General features: G+C 66.4%; 17 protein-coding genes. 12 read left to right on the top strand and 5 right to left on the bottom strand.

The window, feature by feature from the left end:
• Window positions 1-3 precede the first annotated feature (3 nt).
• Window positions 4-582: a TetR/AcrR family transcriptional regulator gene (locus tag AC5Y47_RS13890; RefSeq protein ID WP_499944558.1), complete on the bottom strand. Its 579-nt coding sequence runs from the start codon at window positions 580-582 to the stop codon at window positions 4-6.
• A 20-nt stretch (window positions 583-602) separates the two neighbouring features.
• The gene (locus tag AC5Y47_RS13895; RefSeq protein ID WP_499944559.1) at window positions 603-3,425 is read right to left on the bottom strand and encodes an aconitate hydratase; all 2,823 of its coding nucleotides are present in this window, start codon (window positions 3,423-3,425) and stop codon (window positions 603-605) included.
• Window positions 3,426-3,662: 237 nt separating this feature from the next.
• Between AC5Y47_RS13895 and AC5Y47_RS13900 the strand changes: the two genes are divergently transcribed.
• From AC5Y47_RS13900 to AC5Y47_RS13925, 6 genes are all read left to right on the top strand, one after another.
• Entirely contained in the window at window positions 3,663-4,232 is a 570-nt protein-coding gene (locus AC5Y47_RS13900) for an Rv1476 family membrane protein (protein ID WP_499944560.1), read from the top strand.
• Between the two features lie 242 nt (window positions 4,233-4,474).
• Complete coding sequence (ripA, locus tag AC5Y47_RS13905) at window positions 4,475-5,899, top strand: NlpC/P60 family peptidoglycan endopeptidase RipA (RefSeq protein ID WP_499944561.1); 1,425 nt, start codon at window positions 4,475-4,477, stop codon at window positions 5,897-5,899.
• Between the two features lie 9 nt (window positions 5,900-5,908).
• Window positions 5,909-6,634 (top strand): NlpC/P60 family peptidoglycan endopeptidase RipB, encoded by a 726-nt coding sequence (gene ripB, locus AC5Y47_RS13910; RefSeq protein WP_499944562.1) that lies wholly within the window; start codon window positions 5,909-5,911, stop codon window positions 6,632-6,634.
• Between the two features lie 152 nt (window positions 6,635-6,786).
• The gene (gene moxR1, locus AC5Y47_RS13915) at window positions 6,787-7,905 is read left to right on the top strand and encodes a chaperone MoxR1 (protein WP_499944563.1); all 1,119 of its coding nucleotides are present in this window, start codon (window positions 6,787-6,789) and stop codon (window positions 7,903-7,905) included.
• A gap of 53 nt (window positions 7,906-7,958) precedes the next feature.
• Window positions 7,959-8,870: a DUF58 domain-containing protein gene (locus tag AC5Y47_RS13920; RefSeq protein ID WP_499944610.1), complete on the top strand. Its 912-nt coding sequence runs from the start codon at window positions 7,959-7,961 to the stop codon at window positions 8,868-8,870.
• Between the two features lie 28 nt (window positions 8,871-8,898).
• Window positions 8,899-9,906, top strand: coding sequence for a VWA domain-containing protein (locus AC5Y47_RS13925; RefSeq protein ID WP_499944564.1), 1,008 nt, complete (start codon window positions 8,899-8,901; stop codon window positions 9,904-9,906).
• Between the two features lie 20 nt (window positions 9,907-9,926).
• Here AC5Y47_RS13925 and AC5Y47_RS13930 read toward each other — a convergent pair whose 3' ends face one another.
• Window positions 9,927-11,444, bottom strand: a complete 1,518-nt coding sequence (locus AC5Y47_RS13930; RefSeq protein ID WP_499944565.1) for a hypothetical protein — start codon at window positions 11,442-11,444, stop codon at window positions 9,927-9,929.
• A 66-nt stretch (window positions 11,445-11,510) separates the two neighbouring features.
• Between AC5Y47_RS13930 and fabG1 the strand changes: the two genes are divergently transcribed.
• From fabG1 to AC5Y47_RS13945, 3 genes are read left to right on the top strand one after another with little or no spacing between them, the layout of a single operon-like run.
• A complete protein-coding gene (gene fabG1, locus AC5Y47_RS13935) occupies window positions 11,511-12,278 on the top strand; it encodes a 3-oxoacyl-ACP reductase FabG1 (RefSeq protein ID WP_499944566.1) in 768 nt (255 codons plus the stop codon).
• Between the two features lie 23 nt (window positions 12,279-12,301).
• Window positions 12,302-13,111, top strand: a complete 810-nt coding sequence (inhA, locus tag AC5Y47_RS13940; protein ID WP_499944567.1) for an NADH-dependent enoyl-ACP reductase InhA — start codon at window positions 12,302-12,304, stop codon at window positions 13,109-13,111.
• 6 nt (window positions 13,112-13,117) lie between these two features.
• Window positions 13,118-14,119 (top strand): ferrochelatase, encoded by a 1,002-nt coding sequence (locus AC5Y47_RS13945; RefSeq protein WP_499944568.1) that lies wholly within the window; start codon window positions 13,118-13,120, stop codon window positions 14,117-14,119.
• A gap of 230 nt (window positions 14,120-14,349) precedes the next feature.
• Here the strand turns inward: AC5Y47_RS13945 and AC5Y47_RS13950 are convergent, their stop codons facing one another.
• Window positions 14,350-15,228, bottom strand: a complete 879-nt coding sequence (locus AC5Y47_RS13950; protein WP_499944569.1) for an Rv1486c family protein — start codon at window positions 15,226-15,228, stop codon at window positions 14,350-14,352.
• Window positions 15,229-15,295: 67 nt separating this feature from the next.
• On the opposite strand from AC5Y47_RS13950, the gene AC5Y47_RS13955 reads away from it, so the two are divergent.
• The 3 genes from AC5Y47_RS13955 to AC5Y47_RS13965 are packed head-to-tail and all read left to right on the top strand — an operon-like array spanning window position 15,296 to window position 17,257.
• Window positions 15,296-15,730 carry an NfeD family protein gene (locus tag AC5Y47_RS13955; RefSeq protein WP_499944570.1) on the top strand — a complete coding sequence of 145 codons (435 nt, stop codon included), beginning with the start codon at window positions 15,296-15,298 and terminating at the stop codon, window positions 15,728-15,730.
• Between the two features lie 21 nt (window positions 15,731-15,751).
• The gene (locus AC5Y47_RS13960; protein ID WP_499944571.1) at window positions 15,752-16,882 is read left to right on the top strand and encodes an SPFH domain-containing protein; all 1,131 of its coding nucleotides are present in this window, start codon (window positions 15,752-15,754) and stop codon (window positions 16,880-16,882) included.
• 9 nt (window positions 16,883-16,891) lie between these two features.
• Window positions 16,892-17,257 carry a DoxX family protein gene (locus AC5Y47_RS13965; RefSeq protein WP_499944572.1) on the top strand — a complete coding sequence of 122 codons (366 nt, stop codon included), beginning with the start codon at window positions 16,892-16,894 and terminating at the stop codon, window positions 17,255-17,257.
• Window positions 17,258-17,392: 135 nt separating this feature from the next.
• Here AC5Y47_RS13965 and AC5Y47_RS13970 read toward each other — a convergent pair whose 3' ends face one another.
• A complete protein-coding gene (locus AC5Y47_RS13970) occupies window positions 17,393-17,812 on the bottom strand; it encodes a hypothetical protein (protein WP_499944573.1) in 420 nt (139 codons plus the stop codon).
• Window positions 17,813-17,880: the final 68 nt, after the last annotated feature.

The following is a 17,880-nucleotide window of genomic DNA, read 5'->3' on the forward strand; positions in this document are numbered from 1 at the left end:
CGGTCAGCTGCGGGTCGAAGCCGGTCTGCGCACCGAGTTCTCCACCAGGTCCAGCACGACGGCCAGCCGCTGCGGATCCTCGCCCGACGCCAGTCGTGCCACCAAACCGTCCAGCACCAGATCCAGATAGCAGTGCAGCGCGTCGGTGGGTACGTCGTCGCGGACCCGCCCGGCCTGCTTCTGGCGCTGCAGCCGCTCGGTGGTCGCCGCCGCCAGCTCGGCCGAACGCTCGGCCCAGCCGCGGCTGAACTCCGGGTCGTGGCGCAGCTTGCGGGCGATCTCCAGCCGGGTGGCCAACCAGTCGAACTGCTCCGGCGCGGCCAGCATGTTGCGCATCACCTGGATGAGCCCTTCGCGCGAGGCGACCTCCGCCATGCGCTGGGTGTCTTCGCGCGCGAGAGCGAAGAACAGGGCGTCCTTGTCCCGGAAATGATGGAAGATCGCACCGCGCGACATCCCGATCTCTTTTTCGAGCCGACGCACGGTCGCCTGGTCGTAGCCGTATTCGGCGAAACAGCGGCGGGCGCCGTCGAGGATCTGACGACGGCGGGCCTCCAGATGGTCCTCGCTGACCTTTGGCATCGACGGGCTTGAGTCGTCAGTTAGCCAGACTTGAGCATGTTGCGCAGCACGTACTGCAGGATGCCGCCGTTGCGGTAGTAGTCGGCTTCCCCGGGGGTGTCGATGCGTACCTTCGCGTCGAACTCGATCGGGTCACCGCCGGTCTCCTTACTGGCCTTGACCTTCACCGTCTTCGGCGTCTTGCCGTCGTTGAGCTCCTCGATGCCGGTGATGTCGAAGGTCTCGGTACCGTCGAGCCCCAGTGACTCCGCCGATTCCCCGTCGGGGAACTGCAACGGAATCACGCCCATGCCGATCAGGTTGGAGCGGTGGATGCGCTCGAACGACTCGGTGATCACCGCCCGCACACCCAGCAGTCGGGTGCCCTTGGCGGCCCAGTCCCGCGACGAGCCGGAGCCGTACTCCTTGCCGCCCAGCACCACCAGCGGGATGTCCTGCTCCGCATAGTTCTGCGCCGCGTCGTAGATGAAGGCCTGCGGCGCATCGTCTTGGGTGAAGTCGCGGGTGTAGCCGCCCGACACGTCGTCGAGCAACTGGTTGCGCAACCGGATGTTGGCGAACGTGCCCCGGATCATCACCTCGTGGTTGCCGCGGCGCGAGCCGAAGGAGTTGTAGTCCTTGCGTTCCACGCCGTGCTCGTCGAGGTACTTCGCCGCCGGAGTGTCGGGCTTGATCGCGCCGGCGGGGGAGATGTGGTCGGTGGTCACCGAATCTCCAAGCAGCGCAAGCACTCTGGCGCCCTTGATGTCGGTCACCGGCTCCGGTTCCTCGGACATGCCGTCGAAGTACGGGGGCTTGCGCACGTAGGTGGATTCCTCGTCCCACTCGAAGGTGTTGCCCTCGGGGGTCGGCAGGTTCTGCCAGCGCTCGTCGCCCTTGAACACGTCGGCGTAGTTCTTGGTGAACATCTCCTGGTTGATCGCCGAAGCGATGGTGTCGGAGACCTCTTTCTGCGACGGCCAGATGTCCTTCAAGTAGACGTCGTTGCCGTCCTCATCCTTGCCCAGCGGGTCCTCGTCGAAGTCGAAGTCCATCGACCCGGCCAGTGCGTAGGCGACCACCAGCGGCGGCGACGCCAGGTAGTTCATCTTGACGTCGGGGTTGATGCGTCCCTCGAAGTTACGGTTGCCCGACAGCACCGCCGCGACGGCAAGGTCGTTGTCGTTCACCGCTTTCGAGATTTCCTCGGGCAGCGGTCCGGAGTTGCCGATGCAGGTGGTGCAGCCGTAGCCGACCAGGTAGAAACCGAGCTTCTCCAGGTACGGCCACAGACCGGCTTTGTCGTAGTAGTCGCTGACCACCTGCGAGCCGGGCGCCATAGTCGTCTTCACCCAGGGCTTGGACGCGAGTCCCTTGTCGACGGCGTTGCGCGCCAGCAGGGCGGCCCCCAGCATCACCTCGGGGTTGGAGGTGTTGGTGCACGAGGTGATCGCGGCGATCACCACCGCGCCGTGATCCAGCACGAACTCGCCGTACTCCTCGGATTTCACTTCGACGGGGTTGCTCACCCGACCGTTGGCATGTACCGCGGCGGACTCCACGTTCGGCCTGTCGTCGACGCTGCCGTTCTCCGGTGACCCAGGATCGCTGGCCGGGAACGAGTCTTCTACGGTCTCGTCCAGCTTCGAGTAGTTCTTGTCGCCGTCGTCGTCGCCGACGTAGTTCGGGATCTGTTCGCGGAAGGTCGATTTGGCGTCGGAGAGCGCGATGCGGTCCTGCGGTCGCTTGGGCCCGGCGATCGAGGGCACCACCGTGGACAGGTCGAGTTCGAGGTATTCGGAGAACTTCGGCTCGTTCTCCGGGTCATGCCACAAACCCTGTTCCTTGGCGTAGGTCTCGACCAACGCCAGTTGCTCCTCGCTGCGCCCGGTGAACTTCAGGTACGAGATGGTCTCGTCGTCGATCGGGAAAATCGCTGCGGTGGAACCGAATTCAGGACTCATGTTGCCCAGCGTGGCCCGGTTGGCCAACGGCACCTCGGCCACGCCCTCGCCGTAGAACTCGACGAACTTGCCGACGACGCCGTGCTCGCGCAGCATCTCGGTCACGGTCAGCACCACGTCGGTCGCGGTCACGGCCGATTGGATCTCACCGGTCAGTTTGAAGCCGACGACCCGCGGGATCAGCATCGATACCGGCTGGCCGAGCATCGCGGCCTCGGCTTCGATGCCGCCTACGCCCCAGCCCAGGACGCCGAGGCCGTTGACCATCGTGGTGTGCGAGTCGGTGCCCACACAGGTGTCGGGGTAGGCCTGCCCGTCGCGTTCCATCACCACACTGGCCAGGTATTCGATGTTGACCTGGTGCACGATGCCGGTTCCCGGCGGCACCACCTTGAAATCGTCGAAAGCGCCCTGGCCCCAACGCAGGAACTGGTAACGCTCGCCGTTGCGTTCGTACTCGATCTCGACGTTGCGCTCGAAGGCGTTGGCGGTGCCGAAGAGGTCGGCGATGACGGAGTGGTCGATGACGAGGTCGGCCGGCGCCAGCGGGTTGACCTTCTCGGCGTCGCCGCCCAGGTCGCCGATGGCCTCACGCATGGTGGCCAGGTCGACGATGCAGGGCACGCCGGTGAAGTCCTGCATCACCACGCGCGCGGGGGTGTACTGGATTTCGATGCTGGGCTCGGCCTCGGGGTCCCAATTGGCGATGGCCTCGATGTGCTCTTTGGTGATGTTGCTGCCGTCTTCGTTGCGCAGCAGATTCTCGGCCAGCACCTTGAGGCTGTAGGGGAGTTTCTTGGTTTCCGGGACGGCATCGAGTCGGTAGATCTCGTAACTCTTGTCACCGATCTCGAGGGTGTCGCGGGCTTCGAACGAGTTCACCGAACCTTTGCTAGTCACATCAACTCCCAAAAATTAAGTTCTTTCCGCCGACGGGCCGTGCCGACGGAGTCGTGCCACTTTAACAGTACGCTTGTCCTGCATTAGCACGGCACACGCACTCTTCAGTCTTGTCCGGTGAGGCCGATGACGAAACCCCCACGGGAGGTGGGTGTCGAAATGCCCCGTGCACGCGTCTGCAGGTGCGCAATCGCGCGACAGGTACGGTGCTGCTAGCACTTCGGGAGGAGCGACACCATGACCGGTCGGGAACAGTTGACCGAACTGCCGTTGCCGCAGACCATCCCGTTCCTGCCCGCATACATTCCGCAGGACGTCGACATGACCACGATCAAGGCAGAGGTCAAAGCGGACGGTGTCGCGTCGGCGCCGGGTCCCGAACCCGGTCTGCTCGACATCGTCAACCAGGCCCGCAGCCACGGCATCAGCCTCAAGATCGTCCTGCTCGACCACAATCCGCCCAACGACACCCCACTGCGTGACATCGCGACCGTCGTGGGCGCCGACTACCCCGACTCCACCGTCCTGGTACTGAGCCCCAGCTACGTCGGCAGCTACAGCTCGCACTTTCCGCGGGTGACGCTGGAGGCGGGTGAAGACCATTCCAAGACCGGTAATCCGGTGCACTCCGCACAGAACTTTCTCAACGAACTGAGTACTCCGGAGTTCCCCTGGACCGCATTCACCATCGCGGTCTTGATCGGCGTATTCGCCGCGGCCGCCGGCACCCGGTTCCTGCAGCTTCGCCGGCGTTCGGCAGCAACGTCCGCCCCGCTCGCCGAAACAGTGTCCAGCGAAGATGTCTGACCTATCTTCCCAGGTCTTCACCTCGCGTCGAGGCGATAGCTGGCGCTGAAGCGCCGTATTCGGCAAACCCTGCAGGTCACCGTTCGGTCACAGTAAACGCACTTCCCGAGTGCGATTTGTGGCGTGCGTTTCGTCCGGGACAAGTGTGACGTACGGTGCGAATGATGCTTGTGATGCTTTTGGCGCTTTTCCCGAAAACCGGCGCCGTCCGTCCGATTTAAGCCCTAGGAGATCCAAGTCGAATGAGACGGACACGCCCTGGCTCCGCTTCCCGAACCACCGCACGGCTGGTACGCCCCGCCGTGCCGGCGATGCTGAGTGTGGCGATGTTGTTCTGCACCCCCGAGCTGGCGGGCGGAATAGCCCACGCCGAGCCCGCCGCGGACTCCATGGCAGTGCTGATCGCCAACGTCGCCAAGGCCAACCAGCGCCTCGAGGACCTGAGCAACACCGTCGAAATCGAACAGGAAAGCGTCAACAAGGCTCTGGTCGCGGTAGAGGAAGCGCGTGAGCACGCCGACACCGCCGGCCGCGAACTCGAAGCCAGCCAGCAGGCCGTCAAGGATGCCACCGCGGCCATCGCCGCGGCCCAGCATCGGTTCGACACCTTCGCCGCCGCCACCTATATGAATGGTCCGTCGGACGGTTACCTGACCGCGCGCAGTCCCGAAGACATGATCGCCGCCGCTACCGCCGCCCGAACCATGGCCGCCAGCTCGCAAGCGGTGATGACGAAGCTGCAGCGCGCCCGCACCGAACAGGTGAACAAGGAATCGGCATCGCGACTGGCCAAGCAGAAGGCCGACCAGGCCGCGGCCGACGCCAAGTCCAGCCAGGACGCGGCCGTGAACGCGCTGGCCGACACCCGCCGCAAGTTCGACGAGCAACGCGAGGAAGTCAATCGCCTGGCCGCCGAGCGCGACGAGGCCGAGAACAAGTTGCAGCAGGCGCGGTTCGTCGCCTGGACCCAGGCGGGCGGGCAGGGCACGCCGCCGAACATGTGGGACACCGCACCCGGCGCCAACGGCGGCCGTCGCTGGGACGGGTGGGACCCTTCGCTGCCGCAGATCCCCAGTGCCAATGTTCCCGGCGACCCGATCGCGGTGGTCAACCAGGTGCTGGGTTACTCGGCGACCTCGGCACAGGTCACCGCTCAGATGGGCAAACAGTTCCTGCAGGGGTTGGGCATCCTCAAGCCCGACGACACGGGAATCACCAATGTGCCGACCGGCGCGACGTCGGGACGGATTCCGCGGGTCTACGGGCGGCAGGCTTCCGAGTACGTGATCCGCCGCGGCATGGCACAGATCGGCGTGCCCTACTCCTGGGGCGGGGGAAACGCCGCCGGGCCCAGCAAAGGGATCGATTCCGGGGCCGGCATCACCGGGTTCGACTGTTCGGGGCTGGTGCTCTACTCGTTCGCCGGGGTCGGCATCAAACTGCCGCACTACTCGGGTTCGCAGTACAACCAGGGCCGCAAGATCCCTACCGCCCAGATGCGGCGCGGCGACGTCATCTTCTACGGCCCCGGCGGCAGCCAGCACGTGACGATCTACCTCGGCAACGGCCAGATGCTCGAGGCGCCCGACATCGGTTTGAAGGTGCGTACCGCACCGGTTCGCACCAGCGGCATGACACCCTTCGTGGTCCGCTATATCGAGTATTAACGAGGTCCCATGCGCCACAAGCGATTTCATCTGTCCCTAGCCTGGATCGCCCCGTTGATTCTGGGGTTGGTGAGCGGGCTCGTGATCGCTGTGGCCCCGCCCGCCGCAGCTGAGGGCGAGTGGGATCCGACCCTGCCGGCCGCGATCAGCGCCGGTGCACCCGGCGATCCACTGGCCGTCGCCAACGCCTCGCTGCAGGCCACCGCGCAAGCCACCCAGACCACCCTGAACCTGGGTCAGCAATTTCTCAGCGGGCTGGGCATCAACCTGGGCGGGCCGGCCGCGCCGGCCGCCGGCAACACCAGCGGCAGCCGCATTCCGCGGGCAAACGGTCGTCAGGCCATCGAACACGTGATTCGCCGCGCCGGATCGCAGATGGGCGTGCCCTACTCGTGGGGCGGCGGGTCGCTGGAGGGCCCCAGCAAGGGCGTTGATTCCGGTGCCGGCACCAACGGCTTCGACTGTTCGGGTCTGATGCGCTACGCCTTCGCCGGCGTCGGGGTGCTGATCCCGCGGTTTTCCGGCGACCAGTACAACGCCGGACGCCACATTCCGCAGAACGAAGCGCGGCGCGGCGACCTCATCTTCTACGGTCCCAACGGCAGCCAGCACGTCACCATGTATCTGGGCAACGGCCAAATGCTGGAGGCGTCCAGCCTGGCCGGCAAAGTCACCATCAGCCCGGTGCGCAAGCCCGGCATGACTCCTTATCTGACTAGGATCATCGAGTACTGAGCCGAACAGGCGGGGCAACGGCAGCCCGCCAGCGAACCCGGTGACGTCGACGGATCCCAGGACGCCTGGAATAGTTGAACGCGGGCACGTCGCTGCCCCGCGACATTGGTCGTGACGGCAGTCGTGTCCGAATGAGCTGTGGAGGGTTATTGATGACAACAGCAGGTGGCGGTTTCCCGGGCCAGGGTGCCCCTTCGGGCCCACCCACCCAGGAGGCGCACGGCGGCGGGGCCGACGGGCTGGCCGCCGAGGTACACACGCTGGAGCGGGCCATCTTCGAGGTCAAGCGGATCATCGTCGGCCAGGACCAGCTCGTGGAGCGCATGCTGGTCGGTCTGCTCGCCAAAGGTCACGTACTGCTGGAAGGTGTTCCCGGTGTCGCCAAGACGCTGGCGGTCGAGACCTTCGCCCGGGTGGTCGGCGGGACCTTCGCGCGTATCCAGTTCACCCCCGACCTGGTGCCCACCGACATCGTCGGTACCCGCATCTACCGCCAGGGCAAAGAGGAGTTCGACACCGAACTCGGCCCGGTGGTGGTCAACTTCCTGCTGGCCGACGAGATCAACCGTGCGCCGGCGAAGGTCCAGTCGGCGCTGCTCGAGGTGATGGCCGAGCGCCACGTGTCCATCGGCGGTAAGACGTTCCCGCTGCCCAACCCGTTCCTGGTGATGGCGACGCAGAACCCAATCGAGCAGGAAGGTGTCTACCCGCTGCCCGAGGCGCAGCGCGACCGCTTCCTGTTCAAGATCAACGTCGGTTACCCGACGCCCGAAGAGGAACGCGAGATCATCTACCGGATGGGTGTCACCCCGCCGCAGCCCAAGCAGATCCTCAACACCGGCGACCTGCTGCGGCTGCAGAACGTCGCGGCCAACAGCTTCGTGCACCACGCGCTGGTCGACTACGTGGTCCGCGTGGTGATGGCCACCCGTCACCCCGAGCAGTTGGGGATGAACGACGTCAAGACCTGGATCGCGTTCGGCGCCTCCCCGCGTGCCTCGCTGGGCATCATCGCCGCGTCGCGGGCGCTGGGGCTGGTGCGCGGGCGCGACTACGTGATTCCGCAGGACATCATCGACGTCATTCCCGACGTGCTGCGCCACCGTCTGGTGCTCACCTACGACGCCCTCGCCGACGAGATCACCGCGGAGACCGTCATCAACCGCGTGCTGCAGACGGTCGCGCTGCCGCAGGTGAATGCCGTTCCGCAACAAGGACATTCGGTCGCACCGGTGATGCAGGGTGCCACCGTGGCGGCTGGCGGTCGGTGACCGACCCGAAACCCGCCGCGGACAAGAAATCCGCGGTGCGTCATCCGCCCTCGATGATGCGTGGCACCATCGACGACCCGAAGTTGTCGGCGGCGCTACGCACCCTGGAGTTGACCGTCAGCCGCAAGCTGGACGGCATTCTGCACGGTGATCACCTGGGCCTGATCCCGGGACCTGGTAGCGAACCGGGTGAGTCGCGGATCTACCAACCCGGTGACGACGTGCGCCGGATGGATTGGGCTGTCACCGCCCGCACCACCCATCCGCACGTCCGGCAGATGATCGCCGACCGCGAACTGGAGACCTGGCTGGTAGTCGACATGTCGGCAAGCCTGGACTTCGGAACCTCGGTCTGCGAGAAGCGCGATCTGGCCGTGGCCGCCGCGGCGGCCATCTGTTATCTCAACGTCGGCGGCGGCAACCGGATCGGTGCGCTGGTCTCCAACGGCCAGAACACAATTCGGGTGCCGGCCCGGGCCGGCCGCGAGCACGTGCAGACCTTGTTGCGCACCATCGCCACCACTCCCAAGGCGCCAGTGGGTGTGCGCGGCGACTTGGCCGCAGCCATCGACGCATTGCGCCGACCGGAACGCCGTCGCGGCATGGCCGTGATCATCAGCGACTTTCTGGGGCCGATCAACTGGATGCGTCCGCTGCGGGCGATCGCGGCCCGGCACGAGGTGCTGGCCATCGAGGTGCTCGACCCCCGCGATGTGGAACTGCCCGACATCGGGGACGTGGTGTTGCAGGACGCCGAGTCGGGTGCGGTTCGCGAGTTCACCATCGACGCGCAGTTGCAGACCGATTTCTCCCGGGCCGCGGCGTCGCATCGCGCCGACGTGGCCCGCACCATCCGCGGTTGCGGTGCGCCGGTGATGACGCTTCGCACCGACCGTGACTGGATCGCCGACATCGTCCGTTTCGTCTCCAACCGCCGCCGCGGCGCGATGGCGGGGCGTCGGTGACGGACAGACTGACTATGACGGGTTTGTGATGAAGTTGCCGTTGCTGGGCCCGATGTCGCTGACGGGCTTCGAACATTCGTGGTTCTTCCTGTTCCTGTTTGTCGTGGCCGGCCTGGTCGCGCTGTATGTGGTGCTGCAGCTGGCGCGGCAGCGGCGCATGCTGCGATTCGCCAACATGGAATTGCTGGAAAGCGTTGCGCCCAAACGTCCTTCGCCGTTGCGGCACGTCCCGGCGATCCTGCTGGTGGGCGCGCTGGTGCTGTTGACGATCGCGATGGCAGGGCCGACCAACGACGTCCGTATCCCGCGTAACCGCGCGGTGGTGATGCTGGTGATCGACGTGTCGCAGTCGATGCGCGCCACCGACGTCGAACCCAACCGGATGGTCGCCGCGCAGGTGGCCGCCAAGCAGTTCGCCGACGAGTTGACCCCTGGGATCAACCTCGGACTGATCGCCTACGCGGGTACCGCGACGGTGCTGGTGTCGCCGACCACCAACCGCGAGGCGACGAAGGCCGCGCTGGACAAGCTGCAGTTCGCCGACCGCACCGCCACCGGGGAGGGCATCTTCACCGCTCTGCAGGCCATCGCCACCGTCGGTGCGGTGATCGGTGGCGGTGACACGCCGCCGCCGGCGCGCATCGTATTGTTCTCCGACGGCAAAGAGACGATGCCGACCAATCCGGACAACCCCAAGGGCGCCTTCACCGCCGCGCGGACCGCGAAGGACCAGGGTGTGCCGATCTCGACGATCTCGTTCGGCACCCCATATGGGTTCGTCGAGATCAACGACCAGCGTCAGCCGGTGCCGGTGGACGACGAGACCCTGAAAAAGGTCGCGCAACTCTCGGGTGGAAACGCTTACAACGCAGCCACTTTGGCTGAGCTGAAGGCGGTCTACTCCTCGCTGCAGCAGCAGATCGGCTACGAGACCATCAAGGGCGACGCGAGCGTGGGCTGGCTGCGGCTCGGCGCGCTGGTGCTAGCGGTGGCGGCGCTGGCGGCGTTGCTGATCAACCGCCGCCTGCCGACCTAGTCAGGCCACTCGGCGACCGGCTAATCGGCGGCAATGACCGCCGACGGCGGATACGACGCCGGGATCGGATTGAGATTCGGCACGATCGGCGTGCCCGGCGGCGGCGGTAGCACGCGACTGAGCGTGAACCGTGCCCCGTCCGCCAATTCTTCAGGCGTGCACATGAACTCGGTGGTGGTCCGCAACCGCCAGCGGTCCTGAGTCAGGCAGGCGCGCTTGCCGTCCCGGCTGACCGCCAACGCCAACGCGAGCGCGTCCGCCCACGATTCGTCGGTGCGTGTCTCCAGCAGCACCGGTCGGCCGTGGGCGTGGGCGTCGATGTAGCTCAGGGCGGCGGGCACCCCGGCCAGATCGTCGTGATCCCTGCGCAATCCGGGGGTGGTGAGGGCCAGCACCAGGCCCACCGCTACGACACCGACCGGCAGTCGTCGTATCCAGGAGTGACGCCGCGCGGTAGTCAGCACCACCAGTGCCGACGATCCGAGCATCAGCAACGTCAGCGGCAGCGCGTAGGAGAAGATCCCGATGTAGGACGCGAAGAGCTGATCCACCCCGTACCAGCAGTACAACCCGAACAGCACGGTGGCCGCGGCGGTCACCCGCAACAGGTGCCGGGAGAACTCGTGGGGATCGTCACTGTCGAGGCGCGCCAAAGCGCGGACCAGGAAGAAATTCCCGACGAACAACACGATCAAGAACAGCGTGCCCAGCGCGGGATTGGGACCCCAGAACTGCACGAGGAACTTGGCCGCGTCCAGCGGAGGGTTCGGCGCACGATGCCCGTACTCGATGTACTTCGGGATCTCCCCGGGCCAATTCAGCACGATCGGCAGCAAGAAGATCCCCAGCACGCCCGCGGCAATGAAAACCTCACGCCGGTGGGTGGACAAATTGCGCCACTGCGGGATCAGCGCGACCACCGCCAGCAGCGGAACCAGCACCAGGAACTCCGCGTGCCCGTGCACCAGCAGGCCGCCGGCCAGCACCATGATCCACAGATGACGCAGCCGCCCGGCCGACACGGAAGCGGCCGCGAACAGCAGCAACACGAACGGCGCGAAGCAGGCATGCGGGATCCAGGTCGAGCAGACCAGTTGCTTGTGCTCAGCCAGGAAGATCAGCGCGACGCCGGCCGCGGCGAGCACGCCCCACGACGAGCCCAGCCAGGTGTACAGAATCGTCAACGCCAGTCCCAGCAACGCCGCGTTGAGCGCCATGACCGCGACGACCTGGCCGTTGTAAGCCGCCGGGACCACGTGCAGCACGTCGTGCAGCAGCCATTCGCCGGCGGCCTGCAGGTAGAAGTACGCCGGTCCCGGATGGTGAAAACCGACCCTCGAGTAGTGGCCGGTCAACAGGGAGAAGTGCTTTGCCTGAATGGTGAGCATCGAGTTCGACGCGGGATCCCCGGCCTCGTAGATGGCGCGGGTGAACAGGTCTGAGTTGCGCAACAACAGCAGAATCAGCAAACCGCCGCCGCAAGCGGCGAAGATCGCTCGGGCGGACGGTGCGTTGGTACGGGTCGACGGGTCGGCCATGCAGCCCCGATCGTAAGCAACCGAGCCGATTGCAGTGAAATCGTGGCAAGGCGATAAGTTGGCGGGGTGACAGGAGCAGCCACCGAACTCGCATCCGAGCCCGCGGCTAACGGGGGTAAACCCCCTTTTGTGTCCCGATCGGTCCTGGTCACCGGCGGAAACCGGGGGATCGGGCTGGCCATCGCGCAGCGACTGGCCGCCGACGGACACAAGGTCGCCGTCACGCACCGCGGATCGGGGGTGCCCGAGGGCTTGTTCGGGGTCGTCTGTGACGTCACCGACACCGACGCCGTCGACCGTGCTTTTAAAGAGGTCGAGGAGCATCAGGGTGCGGTCGAGGTGCTGGTATCCAACGCCGGGATCTCCGCGGACGCCTTCCTGATCCGGATGACCGAGGAGCGGTTCCGGAAGGTCATCGACGCGAACCTCACCGGGGCGTTCCGGGTGACCCAGCGCGCCTCGCGCAGCATGCAGAAGAAGCGGTTCGGCCGGATCATCTACGTGGGCTCGGTCTCGGGCAGCTGGGGGATCGGCAACCAGGCCAACTACGCCGCCTCCAAGGCCGGCCTGATCGGCATGGCCCGCTCGATCTCGCGGGAACTGTCCAAGGCCGGGGTGACGGCGAACGTGGTCGCTCCCGGTTACATCGACACCGAGATGACCCGCGCGCTGGACGAGCGGATTCAGGCTGGGGCGCTGGACTTCATTCCGGCCAAGCGGGTCGGCACCGCCGAGGAAGTCGCCGGGGTGGTCAGCTTCCTCGCGTCCGAGGATGCGAGTTACATCGCCGGCGCGGTCATTCCTGTCGACGGCGGCATGGGTATGGGGCACTGAGGGTCAGAGGGAAGAGGACAAACATGACAGGACTGCTCGAAGGCAAACGAATCCTGGTCAGCGGGATCATCACCGACGCGTCGATCGCGTTCCACATCGCCCGGGTCGCCCAGGAGCAGGGCGCGCAACTGGTGCTGACCGGATTCGACCGACTCCGGCTGATTCAGCGCATCGCGGACCGGTTGCCGGAGAAAGCGCCGCTGATCGAACTCGACGTCCAGAACGAAAAGCACCTGGACACCCTCGCCGACCGGGTCGTCGAGGTGATCGGCGAGGGCAACAAACTCGACGGCGTGGTGCACTCGATCGGCTTCATGCCGCAGTCCGGCATGGGGATCAACCCGTTCTTCGACGCACCTTATGAGGACGTCTCCAAAGGCATCCACATCTCGGCGTACTCGTATGCCTCGCTGGCCAAAGCGGTGCTGCCGATCATGAACCAGGGCGGTTCGATTGTCGGGATGGACTTCGACCCGAGCCGGGCCATGCCGGCATACAACTGGATGACGGTCGCCAAGAGTGCCCTGGAATCGGTGAACCGGTTCGTGGCGCGCGAGGCCGGCAAGCACGGCGTGCGGTCGAATCTGGTTGCGGCCGGCCCGATCCGGACGCTGGCGATGGCCGCGATCGTCGGCGGCGCGCTGGGCGAAGAGGCAGGTGCCCAGATCCAGTTGCTCGAAGACGGCTGGGATCAGCGCGCTCCGGTTGGCTGGAACATGAAAGACCCGACGCCGGTCGCCAAGACGGTGTGCGCGCTGCTGTCCGATTGGCTGCCGGCCACCACGGGTGACATCATCTTCGCCGACGGCGGCGCTCATACCCAATTGCTCTAGGACACAATGAACTTCGACGCCGTCCTGCTGCTGTCTTTCGGTGGGCCGGAAGCGCCCGAACAGGTTCGCCCGTTCCTGGAGAACGTCACCCGCGGCCGGGGTGTGCCGCCGGGGCGCCTCGACGCGGTCGCCGAGCACTACTACCATTTCGGCGGTGTGTCCCCGATCAACGGCATCAACCGCGCGTTGATCGCCGAATTGGAAGCCGAGCAGAACCTGCCGGTCTACTTCGGCAACCGCAACTGGCAACCGTATGTCGAAGACACAGTAAAACTCATGCGAGACAACGGTGTTCGTCGGGCGGCGGTGTTCACCACGTCGGCGTGGAGTGGCTACTCCAGCTGCACGCAGTATGTCGAGGACATCGCGCGGGCGCGGGAGGCGGCCGGTCCGCAAGCGCCCGAGTTGGTCAAGCTGAGAACCTACTTCGACCATCCGCTGTTCGTGGAGATGTTCGCCGACGCCGTCGTCGCCGCCGCCGACACCGTGCCACGGGATGCCCGGTTGATTTTCACCGCGCATTCCATCCCGATCGCCGCCGACCAGCGGTGCGGGCCGAATCTCTACAGCCGCCAAATCGGATATGCCGCAAGGCTTGTAGCGGCGGCAGCCGGCTTCCGGGATTACGACGTGGTGTGGCAGTCCCGGTCCGGTCCGCCGCAGGTTCCGTGGCTCGAGCCCGACGTCGCCGATCACCTCGCTGCGCTGTCCGCTTCCGGTATCAGGTCCGTAATCGTGTGTCCCATCGGCTTCGTCGCGGACCACATCGAAGTGGTGTGGGATCTCGACCACGAACTACGCCTGGAGGCCGACGCTCTCGGTGTCACGTTCGCCCGCGCCGCCACGCCCAACGCAGACCGCCGATTCGCCCGGCTGGCAGCGGATTTGATCGACGAACTACGCGATGGCCGCGAACCCGCGCGCGTCACCGGCGCCGACCCGGTCCCGGGATGCCTGGGCAGTCGAGACGGCCAGCCGTGCCGGCCACCGCACTGCGCGGCGACCTAGCCGCTCAAGCGCGAGGCCTGGGCTTTGGGCGTGAGCCCTGGGTTTTGAGTGTGAAGCCTGGGTTTTGAGTGTGAAGCCTAGGTCTTGCGCGTGAAGCCTGGGTGGGATTGCGCCCGGTTTCCCGCCCTGAGCTCACAACGAAAGCCGTTGATTCACACTCAAAGCCAAGGATTCACCGTGCAGACGTAAAGCACCCATACGTTGCCCACGGGCGACTTCGCGGACGCCGCTCAGTCCGTCCAGGCGGACTGCAGAATCGCGGTGACCGCGGCCATCCGTGCCGAGCGGACCACGGCGCTCAGCGGCCGCAGCGCATCGTTGGCGATCTGCCCCTCCGAAGACGATTGCGTCCCCGTCATTTCCGGTGCGGCAGTCCCGCGATCAGGCAGACGGCTCAGTCCGGCGCTGACCGCGATGATCGCATCGACGTGTGCCGCGTTCTCCAGCACCCGCAGCGCGCGGGTCGGCGCATGATCCGGGATCCGGTGCTGCCGTGCAGATTCCAGCATCTGCTCGACGAGTCCGCGCGGATTGTCAACGCCGCTGGCCGATTCCAGGCCCATGGAGCTCAGCGCGTCGGCGGCCGAGCGCACCGCTGACCGCAGCGTGTATTCGGCGTCTCCCAGTTCGTGATGGTCGAACACCGGCGCGCCCGGCAACGAGTAGACCATCCAGGTCAGCGCGCACAGTTCGGGCTCTTCGGCCTCGTCGTCGTCGCTGTAGGAATATTCGGGGACGAGTCCGATCGCGGTGCCGGGGTCGTCGGCCTTCGTGACGATCACCGCCTCGCCGGCGGCCAGCGCGTCGCGCTCGAACTGGGTCCCCGCTGTCAGCCCCCGGACGTCGCCGGGCACCGGCAGCACCACGTTGATCGTTCCCCGGCCCTCGCGGCCGACCGCACCCCGCAACGTCTGCAGCAACGAAACCGTCCCGGCGTCGTCCACGTCCGGCCACGGCAGACCGGTGTGGCCCGCGGCGACGGCGTCGTATGCGGCAACGGATTGCCTTGGCGCCCAGAGTGATAACGCATCAAGAACGTCGTCGGGCGCGGCCTTGCCTGCGAGCCAGGCGTTGGCCCACATCGACAGCGAAACACTCGGGCACCACATGGTCTCGCAGTGTAATGGCTCGCCGCCTTGGACGCGGTTTGTCACCGATCGCGCGTATTCTGTGCCCATGCCCGTCGCGCTGATCTGGCTCATCGGGGCCTTGGTGCTCATCGGGGCGGAGGCCTTGACGGGCGACATGTTCCTGCTGATGCTCGGCGGCGGCGCGCTGGCCGCCTCCGGTGCCAGTTGGTTGACGGACTGGCCAATCTGGGTCGACGGTGTGGTGTTTCTGATCGTCTCGGTACTGCTGCTGACACTGGTTCGGCCGCCGCTGCGTCGCCGACTGACCCCGCACACCGGGTTGAAGATCGGCGTCAAGGCCCTGGAGGGCAAGAGCGCACTGGTGCTCGACCGGGTGGCCAGCGATGCCGGTCAGGTCAAATTGGACGGTCAGGTGTGGACGGCCCGCCCGCTCAACGACGGCGACGTCTATGAGCCCGGCCAGTCGGTCACCGTCGTGCACATCGACGGCGCCACCGCCGTGGTGTTCAAAAACGCATAGCGCTTCGAGAGAGGAGTCCCGGTGGACGGTGCGGTAGCCGGTTTGGTTCTGCTGGTCGTTCTGGTGGTCTTCGCCATCATCGTGGTGGCCAAGTCCGTGGCGTTGATACCGCAGGCCGAAGCCGCGGTGATCGAGCGGCTGGGCCGGTACAGCCGCACAGTCAGTGGGCAGCTGACCCTCCTGGTTCCGTTCATCGACCGCATCCGCGCCCGGGTGGACCTGCGGGAGCGGGTGGTGTCGTTCCCGCCGCAGCCGGTGATCACCGAGGACAACCTGACGCTGAACATCGACACGGTCGTCTACTTCCAGGTCACCGTTCCGCAGGCGGCGGTCTACGAGATCAGCAACTACATCGTCGGCGTCGAGCAGTTGACCACCACCACGCTGCGCAACGTGGTCGGCGGCATGACCCTGGAGCAGACGTTGACCTCGCGCGATCAGATCAACGCGCAGCTGCGCGGCGTGCTCGACGAGGCGACCGGCCGCTGGGGCCTGCGGGTGGCGCGGGTCGAGCTGCGCAGCATCGATCCGCCGCCGTCGATCCAGGCGTCGATGGAAAAGCAGATGAAAGCCGATCGGGAGAAGCGCGCGATGATCCTGACCGCCGAGGGCACCCGGCAGGCGGCCATCATGCAGGCCGAAGGTCAGAAGACCTCGCAGATCCTGGCCGCCGAGGGCGCCAAGCAGGCCGCGATCCTGAGCGCCGAAGCCGACCGGCAGTCCCGGGTGCTGCGCGCCCAGGGCGAGCGGGCAGCCGCGTACCTGCGGGCGCAGGGTGAGGCCAAGGCCATCGAGAAGACGTTCGCCGCGATCAAGGCCGGCCGGCCGACCCCGGAGATGCTGGCCTACCAGTACCTGCAGACGCTGCCGCAGATGGCGCGCGGCGACGCCAACAAGGTGTGGGTGGTGCCCAGCGACTTCAACGCGGCATTACAGGGCTTCACCAGACTGCTCGGCAAACCCGGTGAGGACGGCGTATTCCGCTTCGAGCCGTCCCCGGTGGACGACGCGCCCAAGCACTCCGCGGATGACGACGACGCCGAGGTCGCGGACTGGTTCGCCACCGAGAACGGTCCGGCGATCGCATCGACCCCGACGACGGAGGTTTTGTCTCGCAACCCGCTGACCGGGCCGCCGGAACTGCGCCAATAGGATTGCGTGATGAGCACTTTGACGTCTCCGAAAACCTACGCCGGGCTGGCCGCGTTCCATGCCGTCGATGCGGTGTTGTGTGCGGTTCAGGTGCCGCCCATCAAGAAGGCGTTGGACACCGTCGAATGCCCGGAAAGCATCCGCCCGGTGTTGCCGGTGGTGAAGGTCGCGGCCGCGGTCGGGCTGGCGTCGGTGAACCGGTTTCCGGGCTTGGCCAGGCTGACGACAGCTCTGTTGACGCTGTACTTCATCTTGGCGGTCGGCGCACATATCCGGGTACGTGACAAGGTGGTCAACACACTGCCGGCGGCGACGTTTCTGACGGTGTTCGCCGCGATGACGGTGAAGGGGCCGGACACCTCGCGCTTCGCGTAATACCCCTCGCTCGGCTGGCGTCGGGCGGCGGCTCGGCTCGTATCGGCGGGAGTTTGGTCTCGCGTCGCGAGGGTGCGCAGATGTACACCGACACGCCGGTGCGGCCGGCATTTTGCGCACCCTCGCGACGGCCCACTACCGCGGCGGAGTCGGCGAAGCGCTGGGCCCTGCCGAGGGCGACGGCGACTGACCCTGCCCAGGCGCCTGCTGCGCACCCGGCGAGCCCGGCGCACCGGGTCCACCCGGCCCCATCGGAGGAGGTCCGCCGGGGAACGGCGGCGGCGGCATCATGCCGTGCGGGCCGTGTGCTCCGGGTCCGCCAGGTCCCGGGAAGCCGAAGTGCGATGCCGCCGGAGGCGGCCCGTGGCCCGGTGGCGGCGGGGGAGGACCGAAGAAAGTGATCGCCAGCACGGCCGCGCCCGCGGTGAATACCGAACCGATCAGGCCGCCGAGTACCCCGGCGCCCAGGACCGCTCGGCCGGGATAGCGCCGTTTCTCAGCTACGACCGGCGCAGGCACGACAGGCGTCTGGTCGGATGTGTCGTCGGAGGTCATGTGACTCCTCGCGTCGTTGGATTGTTGCCGAGCGCGACGGTAGGAGTCGAACTTGAAACGAAGCTGAA

This window comes from Mycobacterium sp. NGS22 (assembly GCF_059813095.1).